Source organism: Paenibacillus sp. 102 (genome assembly GCF_039549175.1).
Lineage (GTDB): Bacteria > Bacillota > Bacilli > Bacillales > Bacillaceae_G > Bacillus_A.
On sequence record NZ_JBCGHT010000006.1, the window covers coordinates 49,356 to 65,107 of the forward strand.

The 15,752-nt window shown below is 37.4% G+C and carries 10 protein-coding genes; 1 reads left to right on the forward strand and 9 read right to left on the reverse strand.

Annotated elements, in window-relative coordinates; translation table 11 throughout:
- Positions 1-143 precede the first annotated feature (143 nt).
- The 9 genes from AAIE21_RS15600 to AAIE21_RS15640 form a co-directional block, all read right to left on the reverse strand.
- Entirely contained in the window at positions 144-1,580 is a 1,437-nt protein-coding gene (locus AAIE21_RS15600) for a GntP family permease (RefSeq protein ID WP_343267609.1), read from the reverse strand.
- Between the two features lie 90 nt (positions 1,581-1,670).
- Complete coding sequence (locus AAIE21_RS15605; RefSeq protein WP_343267759.1) at positions 1,671-2,462, reverse strand: enoyl-CoA hydratase; 792 nt, start codon at positions 2,460-2,462, stop codon at positions 1,671-1,673.
- Positions 2,463-2,499: 37 nt separating this feature from the next.
- Entirely contained in the window at positions 2,500-4,104 is a 1,605-nt protein-coding gene (locus AAIE21_RS15610) for an ATP-dependent acyl-CoA ligase (protein ID WP_343267610.1), read from the reverse strand.
- 227 nt (positions 4,105-4,331) lie between these two features.
- Complete coding sequence (locus tag AAIE21_RS15615; protein ID WP_343267611.1) at positions 4,332-6,059, reverse strand: sigma 54-interacting transcriptional regulator; 1,728 nt, start codon at positions 6,057-6,059, stop codon at positions 4,332-4,334.
- Positions 6,060-6,502: 443 nt separating this feature from the next.
- Complete coding sequence (locus AAIE21_RS15620) at positions 6,503-6,829, reverse strand: pyrophosphohydrolase domain-containing protein (RefSeq protein ID WP_343267612.1); 327 nt, start codon at positions 6,827-6,829, stop codon at positions 6,503-6,505.
- A gap of 168 nt (positions 6,830-6,997) precedes the next feature.
- Positions 6,998-9,886, reverse strand: coding sequence for a DEAD/DEAH box helicase (locus AAIE21_RS15625; protein ID WP_343267760.1), 2,889 nt, complete (start codon positions 9,884-9,886; stop codon positions 6,998-7,000).
- Positions 9,887-10,011: 125 nt separating this feature from the next.
- The gene (locus AAIE21_RS15630; RefSeq protein ID WP_343267613.1) at positions 10,012-10,413 is read right to left on the reverse strand and encodes a (deoxy)nucleoside triphosphate pyrophosphohydrolase; all 402 of its coding nucleotides are present in this window, start codon (positions 10,411-10,413) and stop codon (positions 10,012-10,014) included.
- Positions 10,414-10,974: 561 nt separating this feature from the next.
- Entirely contained in the window at positions 10,975-11,703 is a 729-nt protein-coding gene (locus tag AAIE21_RS15635; protein WP_343267614.1) for an endonuclease/exonuclease/phosphatase family protein, read from the reverse strand.
- A gap of 67 nt (positions 11,704-11,770) precedes the next feature.
- A complete protein-coding gene (locus AAIE21_RS15640) occupies positions 11,771-13,621 on the reverse strand; it encodes a PDDEXK-like family protein (RefSeq protein ID WP_343267615.1) in 1,851 nt (616 codons plus the stop codon).
- Positions 13,622-14,061: 440 nt separating this feature from the next.
- Here AAIE21_RS15640 and AAIE21_RS15645 point away from each other — a divergent pair, with 440 nt between their 5' ends.
- The gene (locus tag AAIE21_RS15645; RefSeq protein WP_343267616.1) at positions 14,062-15,408 is read left to right on the forward strand and encodes an MFS transporter; all 1,347 of its coding nucleotides are present in this window, start codon (positions 14,062-14,064) and stop codon (positions 15,406-15,408) included.
- The last annotated feature ends 344 nt before the right edge of the window (positions 15,409-15,752 follow it).

The following is a 15,752-nucleotide window of genomic DNA, read 5'->3' on the forward strand; positions in this document are numbered from 1 at the left end:
GAGCAACACAGGGAGAAAATGATCAAACTTTATTCCAAAGCAACACTAAAGGATGTCATTGAAGACATACAAACAAGCCATCCATTCATAGAATGATGGCTTGTTTACAATTATACATAACTTGATGGCTATGGTATTCTCGCCTATACAATAGAAAACATCAAATACACGCCAACAACGAAGAAAACAGCAGCTGTCTTAATTAACGTAATACCAAAAATCTCTTTATACGCTTCTCGGTGCGTTAATCCCGTCACTGCAAGTAACGTAATAACTGCTCCGTTATGCGGAAGAGTATCCATACCTCCCGCTGCCATTGCGATAACGCGATGCAGTACATCTAATGGAATACCAAAATTCGCTGCTGCTTCAATATATTGTTCTGCCATTAAACCTAACGTAATACTCATTCCGCCTGATCCTGATCCCGTTAGCCCGCACAATATATTCGTCATGACCGCTCCGTTGATTAAAGGATTGGAAAATGTCCCAGTTAAATAATTTTGGATCATCACAAAGCCAGGCAAAGCTGCTATAACAGCACCGAATCCATACTCGGCTGCCGTGTTCATCGCAGCTAAGATTGAACCACTTACACCCACGCTTGTAATCGATTGAAACTGTTCTTTTACCGCTTGGAAGTTTAATAATATAGCACTTAGTATACCGATAAGAAGCGCGATTTCCACTGACCAAATACCAATGACTTGTCCCATATCAATTGTTCCGTACTCTTTCAAACCGATGGATGCAAAATCAAATCCCTTTGTATACCAAACAGGGATAAATTCTGTAAAGACTTTATTCATCACTCCAACTAGTACAAGCGGTAGAAACGCCAACCAGTAACGAGCTGGAATCGCAGCACCTGAAACAATTGGCGTTGGTGCCGCTTGCGCGCTAGTTGTCGCTGCCATTTCAGAAGCAGCATCACCTTTCCCGAAATAACCTTCTCCTTTAGCCGCTGCCTTCTTTCTACACCTTTCTAAATACAGCATGCCGCATGTAAAAATAAATAATGCTCCAATGATTCCTAATGTAGGTGCTGCATAAATATCTGTTTTAAAGAACGTAGTTGGAATAACATTTTGAATTTGAGGTGATCCAGGAAGAGAATCCATCGAAAACGTGAATGCACTAAATGCGATTGTCGCTGGAATAAGACGTTTCGGAATATCTGCTTCGCGAAATAATTGCGCTGCAAATGGATAAATCGCAAATACTGCGACAAATAAACTTACACCGCTGTATGTAAGAATCGCCCCCATCAACACGATGGAGAGAATCGCTCTTTTCACCCCTATAAAATGGATGATAATTTTCGCGATTTTTTCTGCGATTCCAGTGATTTCAACCACCTTACCGAATATCGCTCCAAGCAAAAACACAGGAAAATATAATTTTATAAATCCGACCATCTTCGCCATGAAGACATTAGAAAAGAACGGTAAAACGTGCGCTGGATCAGTCAAAAACACAGCCAGCAACGCACATAACGGAGCGAATAAAATAACTGAGAATCCCCGGTAAGCAACAAATATAAGCAAGCCAAGCGATAACAGTACAATCAATAATTCCATAACCCCTAGTCCCCCCTCAATTCTCTCAAATTTGTGTTACGCTTACATATGTTGTTACGATGCCTACCAAAGGCAGACATCGTATTCTTTTTATTTATGCTGAAAAAGTGGTACTCTCTTTTCTATAAAAGCACCCACTCCCTCTCTTACATCACTCGTTTGAAATACATGGCCAAAATTTTCAGCCTCTATTTTTAGCCCTTCCTCAAGAGAATAAGATAATCCTTTATTGATAGATTGCTTCATCAACGATAAAGCAGGAAGAGAGAATCGAGCCATCTTCGCAGCCAGTTCCTTCGCCTTATTCAGCGCCCCGCCGCGCGAAACAACATGATTTACTAGCCCAACTTGCAGGGCTTCTTCGGCACCGAGCGGTTCACCAGTAAACATCATTTCTTTTGCCCTCGCAGTTCCGATTAAGCGAGGCAAACGTTGCGTTCCTCCCGCACCTGGAAACAAACCTAGCGTCACTTCCGGAAGCCCGATTTTGACCTGGTCTTCTATAATCCGTAAATCACATGATAGGGCCAATTCACACCCGCCCCCAAGCGCTAATCCATTAATCGCAGCGATTACAGGCTTCGGCAGTCTTTCTATTTTATTTAATGGGTTCTGGAGCCACAATGCTTTTTCTTCTGCATATTCACTTCCTTTTCCAATCCACTCTGGAAATGACTTGATGTCCCCTCCGGCAACGAATGCTTTTTCCCCAGCGCCAGTTAGGATTACAACAATGACTTCATCATCTCTTTCAATTTCATCAACAACCTCCGTCAACTCTTCAATCACCGCATAGCTCAGTACATTCACAGGAGGATTATCAATGATAATAGTCGCGATTCCTTTTTCTTTGGACCATGAAACAACTCGCTTATTTTCCAATACAATCCCTTCTTTCCAATATGTAATGAGACAACTTTCAACTCGTTCTTTTAATGACATATCCCGCCTGCTCGCGATCCCAAGCAATACCGATTCCTTCTTCCTGTAGCTTAAACTTCTGAATCCGTTCCGTCGCAGTTTTTGGGAAAGATTCACGAAACTGAACGTATCGCGGCACCATAAAGTAAGCCATGCGTTCTTGACACCAATCAATAATCTCTTCATGAGACATCGTTTCCCCTTGCTTTACAATTACATATAATTTGACATCCTCTTCTCCCACTTCTGACGGGACACCAATGGCAGCCGATTCAAGCACTTTCGGATGATTATTCACAACCTTTTCAATTTCCCAAGAAGAGATATTTTCTCCACGTCTCCTAATACACTGTTTAATTCGATCGCAAAAGTATAAGTAACCTTCCTCGTCCTGGTAACCGCGGTCTCCTGTATGGAACCATCCTCCTTCCATCGCTTCCTCTGTTTTATCCGGCATTTTATAGTAACCGTCCATGAATGTCTGCCCCTGTAAAGCACGGATAAAAATCTCTCCGACTTCACCAGTCCGCACTTCATTTCCACCCTCATTTACAACCTTCGTCTCGACATAGGAATACGGTTTTCCGATAGAAGGCGGCTTATTAGCGTTCAATGGATTCGTTACACAAAAGCCTGTCGTTTCTGTTAATCCGTAGCCTTCCACAATCCGGACGCCAAATCTCTCCTCAAACGGCTTCCAAAATTCCTTAGGCGTAGCGGCACAAGCTGTCACCCTTGCAGGATTTTCATAATCGTTTTCCTTTTCCGGTTGCTTACAGAGAATCGGAATCATAGATCCTAAAGAATTGAAGATGGTTGCGCCATGCCCGCGAATCTCATCCCAAAAACGAGAAGCACTAAACCGCTTTCCAAGAGCAATCGTCGCATTGGAAGAAATAGCACCGAGCACTGTATGAGCCTGGGCATTAATATGAAATAACGGCAGCGCTGTAAATAAAATATCTTGCGAATTTGCGCCAACCATATAGGTAGCGAATGACTGTGCAGAATTGACATAAGCAGAATGACTTAACATGACCCCTTTCGGTAATCCAGTCGTTCCAGAGGTGTAAAGGATACTGTTGATAGAAGAGGAGGAAACAGATTCATTTGGAAGATAATGATGATTTGTATGCAATACATCTTTCAATCCAATTACCGGCCGTTCTTTACCATCACTCATAGTGATCGCGCTTTCATTATTACCGTAAACAACAACCTGGATTTCCCTTTTTATAAACGGTAAACAAGAAGCAATTTGAGGAACAAATTCCTTATCAATAATCATTACCTTACAATCGGAGTGGGATACAATATACTGCAAACCCTCTCCTTTTAAATGCACATTAAGAGGTACCGCAATTGCTCCCATAAAAGATAAAGCAAACCATACATCCAGATATTCAGGGTTGTTATGAAGCATAATACAAATCTTGTCACCTTTTTGAATACCGAGTTCACAAAGTCCCGCCGCAGCTCTTGTAATTCGGTGATAGAGCTCCTCATACGTAACCCTTTGTTCTTCAAATTGTAAATACACCTTATCAGGCGATTTTTCGATACTTTGCATAAGAAAATGTGGCAAACTCTGATTCTCCAGCACTAGATTCCATCCCCTTCCTATTACAATTCTTTTCATTTATATAGCAAGAGTTATGCCAAAAATCGACTCATTCCCCATTTCCTTATTCCTTCAAGGACAAGCCCCCAATCTCCCTTGCATGCCCACCTTCACATGTCGCATTTATGCTACAAATAATAACAACTATGTCGCATATATAAGAAAGCGTCGCAAAAACGCGACAAATAAAAAAAGGGCCCATTCGCCCTTTAGATTCCGTACCTTTCTATTTTTCGATATAAGCTAGCCCGATGGATCCCCAAAAGCTCAGCTGCCTCTTTTCTATTTCCATCTGTTTTTTCCAAAGCCCTCGCAATCACCCTTTTCTCAGCGGATTCCACTTCCGCCTGCAGGGAATAACTCAGCTCACTCTCCTCCTGATATCCCTCATGATATAGCTCTTCTTCCAAATCTTTTTGCCGTAAATAGACAGGAAGGTGATGCACGTGAATAACCGTTCCTTCCACAACATTCATCGCTCTCTCTAGTACATTCTCCAGTTCCCTAATATTCCCTGGCCAATCATACTCCATGAATATGTCCCTTACCCTCGCGTCTAATGAAAGAACGCTACTACCAAGCTCCTCATTCAATTTCCGAATTAAAAATTCCGTTAAATGTACCATATCTTCCTTTCGTTCTCTTAGCGGAGGAATATCAATCGCAAACACATGTAACCTATAATATAAATCCTCTCTAAACTCTCTCCTTTGCACCATTTCACGGAGATTTCGATGCGTTGCCGCAATAAAACGGACATCAACCTTTTGAATTTTCGTGCCGCCGATTCTTTCAATCTCTTTCTCTTGCAAAACTCGAAGCAACTTCACCTGCATGTCCAAAGACATATCACCAATCTCATCTAAAAACAACGTTCCTTTATGAGCTAGCTCAATCTTCCCGGGCTTACCACCTTTTTTCGCACCGGTAAAAGCACCCTCTTCATACCCGAACAATTCAGCTTCTAAAAGATCCCTCGGAATCGCCGCACAATTCAACCGAATAAATGCACCATCAGCACGCGGACTCGCATGATGAACTGCATTGGCAAAAAGCTCCTTCCCCGTTCCGCTTTCTCCCCTTATCAAAACCGTAGACCGACTTTTCGAAACCTTCAAAGCCATCGTTTTCACTTCTTCCATTTTCGCACTCTCACCTACAATACTTTGAAACGAAAACCTACCTTCTTGTAGCCGCTTTAACTCAGTTTGATAATATGATAACTTCGATTCCATTACGCCAATCTGATCCGCCAAAACTTTAAACTGCTGGATATCATGAAACATGATTTTACCAATCGCACCAATAACCTTCCCTTCCTTCATAACAGGAATACGATTTGCAATAACATTCTGACTATTCACGCGCTGAATATGCCCAATTTCCACCTGCCCCGTCTTCACAATAACATGCATCCGCGTATTCTCAACAACCTCCGTACAATGCTTCCCAATCGCTTCCTTCGGATCATCAATCCCCAAAAATTGCGCATAAGCACCACTAAAAAAATTAATAACCCCTTGCTCATCCACCCCTATAATACACTCCGACAGTAAATTCAAAGCATTTTCATATCGGCTGATAGTTCTTTCTAAGGATTGCACGCTTTTTTCCTTGCTTTCTAGAATGACAATTGTTCCGGCTTCTTTTCCGTCCTGGTATGCAGGGGATTCATTCACGATGAACACTTGGTTTCCAACCTTACACTCGTACTGATGCAAACTATCATTTTGATTTACTACTAGCTGTTTACGATTAGGAATAATCATTGATATGTGCTTACCTATTACTTCATTTTCTGTTTTGTTTAACATGCTGCAGAATGATGGATTGCTGAATGTGATTGTTCCATTATGGCTTGTGATTGCGATTCCGTTATTTATTACCTGAAGAGCTTGACTCGTTAACTGCAAATTTCCGCCTTCGTCCATATACATTTGGAAGCCTCCCCGTTAAATCTTGCTCTTTCTCGCATCTCATATATCTATTTTATAACAGTTGGTGAAGTACTTGGACAATTTCGAGCCAATATATGCTTCAGAAGTTAAGCTGAACATTAGTCATCATGTACCTCAACTAAAGTACAAGAAGGACATTAGGTAAAAATATCCAATCAATAAAGTGATTGATAAAATCCCCAAAAATATTATAAAGAATTTAGGTGCTACATATATTGAAAATGTTATTTGGTATATTCCTCTGTCTATTGGGAGCTTTTTTAATGAATTTAACAGTTAATAGTCTCGGAGACATAGGTAACACCATAATGAAAATAATAGGAATTGTCTTTGTTGCATTAAGCATAAAAATAATGAGCAACAAAAATAAAGAATGAAACTCGCCTGTTTAGGAACAAGACTGTTAAGAGGCTGTTTTGTTCTTATAATTTCATTGTCTTAACTAAAAAAATTCGCTCCTGGAAACTACCGCGTTTTTCCGCTTTTTGTTTCCGTGCTTTTTCCACATCTTTAAGCGTTACACCTTCGTGTTGTGCTAGTGCGTTTATGAGTTCTAATAAGTCTGCTAGTTCTTCTACTTTATGCTCTTTACTTTTTGCTTCTAAATACTCGGTTAGCTCTTCTCCTATTTTCTTACCTATTTCTTCTATGTATTCTTTTTCATTTAGTATTCTTGTTATTGGTGTTTTTCCGTTGTGTTTGATTATTTCTGGGATGCGGTCGCGGATTAGTTTGTTGTGGGTTGGCAATTAAATTACCTCCAATTGGCTTTTTTCAATTTTAACACGAACCTTATTCTCCTATATACATCCATATAGCATCAAAAAACTCAGAAAGGCCCTCTAACAAATTTATTAGGGGGCCTTTTCCTTAATTATTTGACAGCTTCTTACCTTGAATACTCATACCGCTTAAATTCAACGCAAAGCGTGCCCTTCCTTAATATAAGAATAAATTTTATTATCAACAGCATGTTCTATAATCATATTCATTGTCACAACAGACTTCGTATCTTCCATTTCTGTTTGTTCCACGCTTTTTTTATCAGGAATTGCTTTACCTAAATAGTAAAAGTCACTCCCCTCACCATCATCCTTTTTTACAAAAATATGAATACTAATGTTGTTTTCTTCTGCCTCAATGATCGTTTGGACTTCTGGAGACTTCAATGTTCTATTACTTCTGGTATACCATTTAAGAACTTCTTGGTTGAGAAACTCATCGCCATAGTTCACACTAGACTCCACCTCATCCTTTTTGTGATACGTAATGAATATTGGACAAGTATGATGTTTAGTTTTATATCCGTACATCGTTGAGTGTTCATCATTATCCCAATTTAATAATTTACAAGCATCTTTCCTTGAATATTTCTTGTACAAAGTAAGCGGTTTATTGCATTGATAAATTTTATTTTTTTCTTTTGCACTTCGAATAATATCAATAATCATTTCTTTAAAATAATTATTTCGCTGTAAACTCTCACAGATTGAATCATTAAACATATAATCCTTACGTTCGGAATAAATAACAATTGGTTTTTCTCCATATTTTTTCTTACTATTTTGTGTAAAGAATGATAAATCAAAAATATGTTGGACTGAAGCTATCGTAGCATCATCTGTTTGACACTTAGAATTCAGTAAATATTTAATATACTCATCCTGACTAACCTTTTCTTGGTGTAGTAACAAATCTAGCAAAATAATTTCATGTTTACGTTTTCCATTCAATACTTCTAATGAAAGCATTGTTAAAACTTTATTTTCATAATCTGTTAATACAGGAACTTCTTCTTTCATCTTTAGTAAAAATTGATGGTAATTGGAACTCTTTTCAACAAGCACAACAGGATCAATAGAATGGTTTGATACAAAATCGTATAAATATGGGACTCTCCCTATTCTATTTTTCAATTCCAAAAAAGCTTCTTTTAAAATTTTCATTTCTGTTAAATTACTATCATTAATCGCTTTAAAAATTTGTTTTTTTGCTATTTCCTCAAAGTTAACCGTCGAAATACCTTTAATATAACTTGTATCATTTGTACGTCTACGTATATTGTCTTTGTTTTGTGATTTATCACCTGAAAGAGCTATTGGAATTAAGTAGTTATTTTTATAATTTCCAATGAAATCAATAATCGTAACAAAATCTTTCGAATTATGCTTACGCAACCCTCGTCCAAGCTGTTGAATAAAGATGATACTCGATTGTGTTTGTCTTAACATTACTACTTGATTAATACTAGGAATATCAATTCCTTCGTTAAATATATCTACAGTTAAAATATAATCAAGAATACCGTTTTCTAATTGGTTTACTCGAAGCGCTCTTTCTTCTTGAGAATGATCACCTGTTAATGCCACTGTGCGGAAACCTTTTTCGTTTAGTGCACGAGATAGTTGTTCTGCCTCTTCTTTTCGACTGCAAAACATCAACCCTGTTACTCTTTCACCGGAAAAACCATAGTATTGAACTTTTTCAATTATATGATTTACACGTTCTTCAGTAACAAGCTTAGACAAAACTACAGCATCATCAATGATTTCTCCATTGTATTCAAAATCCATTACTCCAAAGTAATGAAAAGGACAAAGCATATCTTCTTCAAGAGCTTCTTGCAAACGAATTTCATATGCAACATTGTAATCAAATAGCTCATAAATATTAAAGTTATCCGTACGTTCTGGTGTAGCTGTCATCCCCATTAAAAATTTAGGCTTAAAATACTCGATTACATTCTGATAGGATTTAGCTCCAGCTTTATGAACCTCATCTATTAAAATATAGTCAAATACTTCTGGATCAAATTGAGATAAGTTTTCTTTTTTAGAAATGGTCTGAATGGTAGCAAATAAATACTTCGCGTCTGTTTGTTTATTCGAACCTGATAGGATTCCAAAATCCTCTTCAATCCCACCAAGAACTTTTTGAAAATCTGATTTTGCTTTATGTAATATTTGTTCACGATGAACAATAAATAGCATACGCTTAGGTGCAAAACGTCTCACATCAAATGCGGACAGATATGTTTTACCCGTTCCTGTTGCTGAAATAATCAATCCTTTTTCTTTTCCGGCATCTCTAACAGTTTGTATTTCTTGTAGTGCTGCCTGTTGCATTTTATTCGGAACAATTTTTAAAGCATCCTCAATAGAATTACTATATTGACTAGGTAATTCTATAACTTGATTAGCTACTTTATTATCGATTGGCTTGTAAGTTTTTTCATAATTATCGATCCACTCTGCATTTAATACTTGAGCATCTTTCCATACTTCTTCAAATTGACTTTTGAAATGCTGAACAATTTCTCCATTTTCATGCGATGTTAACTTTATATTCCATTCATAGTTTACTTTTAAAGCATGCGCTGTTAGATTAGAACTCCCAACAATCAATGAATAATGAGTTTTGTGATTAAATATATATCCTTTTGAATGAAAACCAGCTAAATTTGTTAATCTTACTTCTACATTTTCAATTTTCATTAGTTCTCTAAATACTTTTGGTTGATTAAAATTTAAAAACGTTGATGTTAAGATACGCCCCTTAATTCCTTTTCGCTTAAGATCAAGAAGATGCGATTTTAGAGTAGCCAGACCGCTTTCTGTAATAAAAGCAACAGAAAAAATAAAAGATGTACTATTTTCAAGCTCTTCCAGTAGTGACGTTAAAACATTTTCATTGTTCTTTGTATTGTTTACTAGTAGCTTAGGTTTATAATTTCCAGATTGACTATGTTTTTGATCAATAAATCCCTTATATAAGGATGCTTCTAATTTCCCAATAAAATTCTCTATCTGATCACCATTTTTGACAGATTTTTATATTAATTGTAATACTCACTATTTTAGAGTGCAAATTTACTATGAATTTTAAAAAGCTATTCACATATGGTGAATAGCTTCATATATTTTTTATAACATTAATTTACAAAAGACTCCTTTGATAACTTCTCAATAGCCGGAATATCAGCAGGTGCCCATTCTAAAGATGCAAGTTCGTTTGGATATAGCCACTTTATCGCTACATGTTCGGTTAAAACAGGTCTTCCCTCAATAAGCTTGCAGTAAAAAGTTGTCAAATGAACAATACCAAAATCATACTCATAAGCTGTATACTCGATTTTTTCACCGATCTCCACTTTACAATGCATTTCTTCATTAATTTCACGCTGTAATGCTTCTTGAGGTGACTCTCCCTCTTCTATTTTCCCACCTGGAAATTCCCACATTAAAGGTAGTGATTTAGTTGGCCCTCTTTGTGCACATAAGATCTTTTCCTCTTCAACAATCACTGCTCCAACAACATTAATATTCTTTTTCATTGCTTCCTCCTTAATTTAACAGAAACTCTATCATATAAAAAATATATACGACTAATATATTTTTTAATCAATGGAACCAAACCTTTACAGATATTATTATCTCATTCACTATCTAATATTAATTAGCCCACTAATATTATATATCTTCCATACTGGTAATGACTATAGAATGAAGGAAAGGTTAGCTACAAAACAAAAGTAGATGGGGCGTTTTCCTGGACGAATTAAATTACGATACAACTAATCAGCAGTTTTTTATTCCAGTTCTTTATCTTCAAACTCTCGTGAAGAATACATATTAAAAACGTTTGAAGTCATAATCTCATCTCCATTTATAGTGTATTGGTTGAGAAATTTCTTAAGATCAAGCTGCTGTAAGTCTCATTATATATCTATATAAACCTCCTTGTAACTACTCAGCCTATGGTTACAGACACACGACAAATAGAGGTAATCGCTACGAAGCGTTACCCTAAGTTTTCGATGGACACAGTTCCTATTTCTTTTTTTTGATCCATTTTTGGATGTACTAAAAGATAGTTATCATCTTTCTGAAATTTTTTATTTGTTATCCTCAAGTAGAACCTCTACCACCAACACCGAATGATCTGAGTATCCAAGCAACCGCTCCCGATGTGAAAAATATCCTTCCAAAATTGCATCCTTTAAAGAGGAAGACACAAAAGCGTGGTCGATACGGAAACCATTTTCCGTATTGCTGTACCATGAATATCCGTTAAACGATCCATGCGTATGTCGCCACACATCCGTCCAACCAAGATCAATTAGCTCCTTCATATAATTGGCACCATAAAAAGGAGCACCTTGCGTATCTTCTGGCAATCCGGTGTTATAGTCTCCAATAATAATAGATTTCGTATTGCTGTATTCTCTAGCAAATGCGTTAACTTCCTTCCAAAAATCTAGCTTTTCTTGCGGGTTAGGTTTATTCGTAGGAATGTGAACTGCAAGGATATGTAGATCCTGTTTAACGAGTTTGATCTCTAACCAGCGTTCTTTGTTCATTTCTCTTTTATAAAAAGAGGGTACGACTTCAAATTGGTGCAAAGATGCAACAAGGATGCTATTTTGTTTGAATTCCCCTCCGCTTGTCTCCATATGTACATATCCAGCATCTCTCAATAGCTCCTGCAGTCTGTCACCTTTTTTTCCTTCCCAATATTCCGTTACAACCAAAACGTCAGGTGCATGTTTCTGAAGCTGCTCTGCAATTAGAGGTATACGTTTATCAGATCCACCTTGCTGGATGTTCCATGTTAAGATTTTCAATGGTATTCTCCCTCTCACTCATTTTATAGAAGGTTACTTTACAACTTCCACCCTTTTTCTCACAATCTTACCCAAGCACCTTACTCCCCGCTACCTCAGTTAATAAACTTATAACACCCTGACATTCCTTATGACCAAACAACTCATTCATTACACCCACTACTTCTTCCTCATCTGACCATTCATCAACGTTACATGTACTCGTATAAATTCGTGTATAAGCTGCTTCTGGTTTTTTAGCCCTTGCACTTATTTTTATCCCTTTACTCTCTAGCATTGTTAATAAGGATATTCTTTTATGAGATTCTAACGGCCCAACTTCTATTATGAACTTCAAACGGTTGTCTTTTAAACGTTCAAACCACATAATTACACAGTTGTTTAACCACCAATTCCATTTTGGTACACCAAATTGTTCTTCAAGCAATCGAAACTCTGGCATAATGAATGATGGAAGTCTATGATGGATATTGTAAAAATCTCTTTGAAAACTTTGTTGTTGAACAAATAATTGAAATGCATTCGCTAAAGTATCTACTTCCTGTTGATTACGTTCTACTTCAACAATTTCAGAAGAAGGTGTCTCTTCTCCATATATAAGACCTTCTATCGTTTCCGATATCACTTCAATTACTTTGTTAAAATTATTACTGTTATACATTTTATTCATGACACGAAGAATCTCATCTTGATCTGCCCAATCACTTATTTTTTCATACCCTGCATAAATTCTTGTGTACATGGATCCGGATTCTTTAGATCTTCCTTTAATATTGATTCCATTTTCTTCTAGCTTACATAATAACTTTAATCTCTGTTTGTATTCTAGCGGTCCAACTTCGACAATCAGTTTCATACGCCCATCTGCTTTTCTTTCAAACCATGTAATGAGAGCGTTATTTAGCCACCACTCATGAGTTGGGATGCCGACAACATCATCAAGTTGTTTCCATTCTGGGAAAATAAAAGACGGAATACGAATATGTTCATGATAACAGTCAGTCCGAATTTGATTTTGGTTTACAAATTGTAAAAATGCCTCTCTCATGACACTATTTCCTGCTTCACGTATAAAGGTGAGAGTTTCAGCGTAATTCATGTAAATTTTACGAAGGTCCTCTTTCTCTTCCGCACTTAAACCTTTCACCGCATCTAACAAATTATTATTGGCAAACTTTCCAGCTACTTTCCCATCACCGTTTAGGCATAGAAAATCAACAGCATCTTTATGATTTTTATATATAGTTAATGCTAGTTCAATATCTTCCTCATCACGAACAAGTTCGCCTTCTAATATATCAATATAATAGGAAAGAAAATCTTTAATCGTACTAGACGTATATTCACTGTTAATTTCGAGTTGTCCTTTTAATATATTTAATATATCTCCATAATCTAAAATAAAATATTCTTTATGACTTGGTGCACTACCATCTAAACTTAAAAATATTGGAATGATAGTATAACCTTCATATTTACTATTAACAAAATCTAAGTAATTTTGTAATTGTCCATCGGATTCTGATGACTTATATTTATTTTCAATGAGAATTACGATCTTTTGTGATTCTGATATTGCTAAAATATCAATCCGCTTATTTTTACTTGTCTGCACTTCGCGAAAAACTTCCAAATCTTGAAGTGACTGCTTATGTAATTTAATAAAATTATACTCACTAATTAAATCTTCATTTTCTATTTTTACAAACGTTTTAGACAGCAACTTATTTATAAAAAACGAACTTAAATGATGATTCCCCTTTGGATCCAGTAACCAAGAAATCATGTTAGAATGCCTAATCTCAAACTTATCTACCTTTAATATTTTAAAAGGATTAAAACGATTAAACTTACTGTGCAACTTCTCAAACTCAATGGAATTATCTAAAAGCGATAAAATCTCAAAATTGTAATCCATTTCTAGCACCACCATTTATAAGTTTATAAAACAAAAGAGTTATTATAACTGAATTATACCTTACAATGTAGCACTATTTACGTCTTATATTTCATCCTTTATATTACCCTTCAAATATATCAGCAATTCAATATAAAATAGTAACCCCACACATTTCACAACTTCAATACACTCCAAGCAAACAAGCCCCCTCAAAAGATAGCCACCGAAAGACTCACTCGATCCACCACTAGATTTACCCATGTAATAGAATAGCCGTAACTCTGACACCAGCATGCGTTGGGACGACAGGGTGATTTTTTCATTATATTGAGACTTTTCAAACAAAAAGATATAATTTATTTACGCTTTCATACTTTGTCCATAATGCTGTTTTTCAAATTACTTCTATAGTTTTCAAGTGTAAAAAAAAGAAATTTGTTCAAAGGAGGGTCTTAATCATGTCTCAATCCACCAATCGCGCAAATACAAAACGCATCACAGGAAACATCTTCAAAGGTTCAATTGGAAATCTGATTGAATGGTACGACTGGTACGTTTATTCTGCTTTCGCCGTGTATTTCTCAGCAGAGTTCTTCCCTAAGGGAGATCCGACCAGTCAATTGCTTAATACGGCAGCCATCTTTGCCGTCGGCTTCTTGATGCGCCCGCTCGGAAGCTTACTAATGGGGCGTTATGCTGATCGTTATGGTCGACGTGCTGCATTGACGCTTTCTATCACTATCATGGCTGGTGGTTCTCTCATTATTGCCTGTACCCCAGGTTATAGCACTATTGGTATAATGGCCCCTATTATTCTCGTTCTCGCACGTCTGCTTCAAGGATTGTCATTAGGTGGAGAGTATGGAACTTCCGCTACATACTTGTCCGAGATGGCCAGCAGTGGCCGACGTGGTTTCTACTCGAGCTTTCAATACGTAACACTTGTTGCGGGACAGCTGGTCGCACTTGGTGTTCAGATCGTTCTCCAGCAAATACTGAGCGAGCCGGATATGAAGTCTTGGGGCTGGCGTATTCCCTTCATCATCGGAGCAATGGGAGCAGTAGCTGTATTGTGGCTGCGCCGTACGATGGATGAGTCGGAGCAGTTCTCAAAAATGGATTCTGAAAGTCGTGAGAGCGCTGGAACCATTCGGGTGCTGATGAAACATCCTAAGGCAGTATTGACAGTAGTCGGGCTAACGCTCGGTGGAACTGTTGCCTTCTATACCTACACGACGTATTTACAGAAATTCATGGTAAATACTGTAGGCCTTCCTAAAGAAGTCGTTAGCTGGATTAACTTTATCGCCTTACTGGTATTCGTCGTACTTCAACCGATTGCCGGTATGTTATCTGACCGGATTGGACGCCGTCCGCTATTGATTGGTTTCGGCATATTGGGAACTTTACTGACAGTGCCACTGTTCCTAATTATGGAGCAAACGACATATCCTATCGTTGCTTTCTTACTTATGATGGTCGGTCTCATTATTGTTACAGGTTATACTTCCATCAATGCCATCGTGAAGGCGGAGCTCTTCCCAACGGAAATCCGTGCCCTTGGCGTGGGATTCCCTTACGCAATTACTGTTGCAGTATTCGGCGGGACAGCGGAGTTCATCGCGTTATGGCTGAAGAGTATTGGACACGAATCGCTTTTCTACTTCTATGTAGCTGGTTGTATTGCTATAAGCTTTATCACTTATTGGCGCATGGGGGAGTCTTCAAAAACTTCTCACATTGAAGCCGAACTGGATGATGAAAGTACATTAGCTGCTCGCAAGTCTGGTTCTAGGCGCTCTTAAATATCATAATTTATCCTAACAATCCCTTGTTTATCAAGGGATTGTTCAGGTAATAAACCTTTTATTCTCCCAATCATTTCCCTCTACACCTTTTTTCCGTACGATACTTATACAGCATCTCTACAGAAAAGGAATAGACAAAGAATCCTTTGTTCATTCTTCGATATTATTAATTATGTGACATCTTTATCAATCGATAAAACGATATCAACCATTCCCGCGAATATATCAGCGATTTCCCAAATATATCGACCGTTTCTCACCATATATCAGCGATTCGGCACACCCTATCGACCAACCGGAAAATTTCGCCATCTCATTCCAAACAAAAAAGGGTTTCCCCC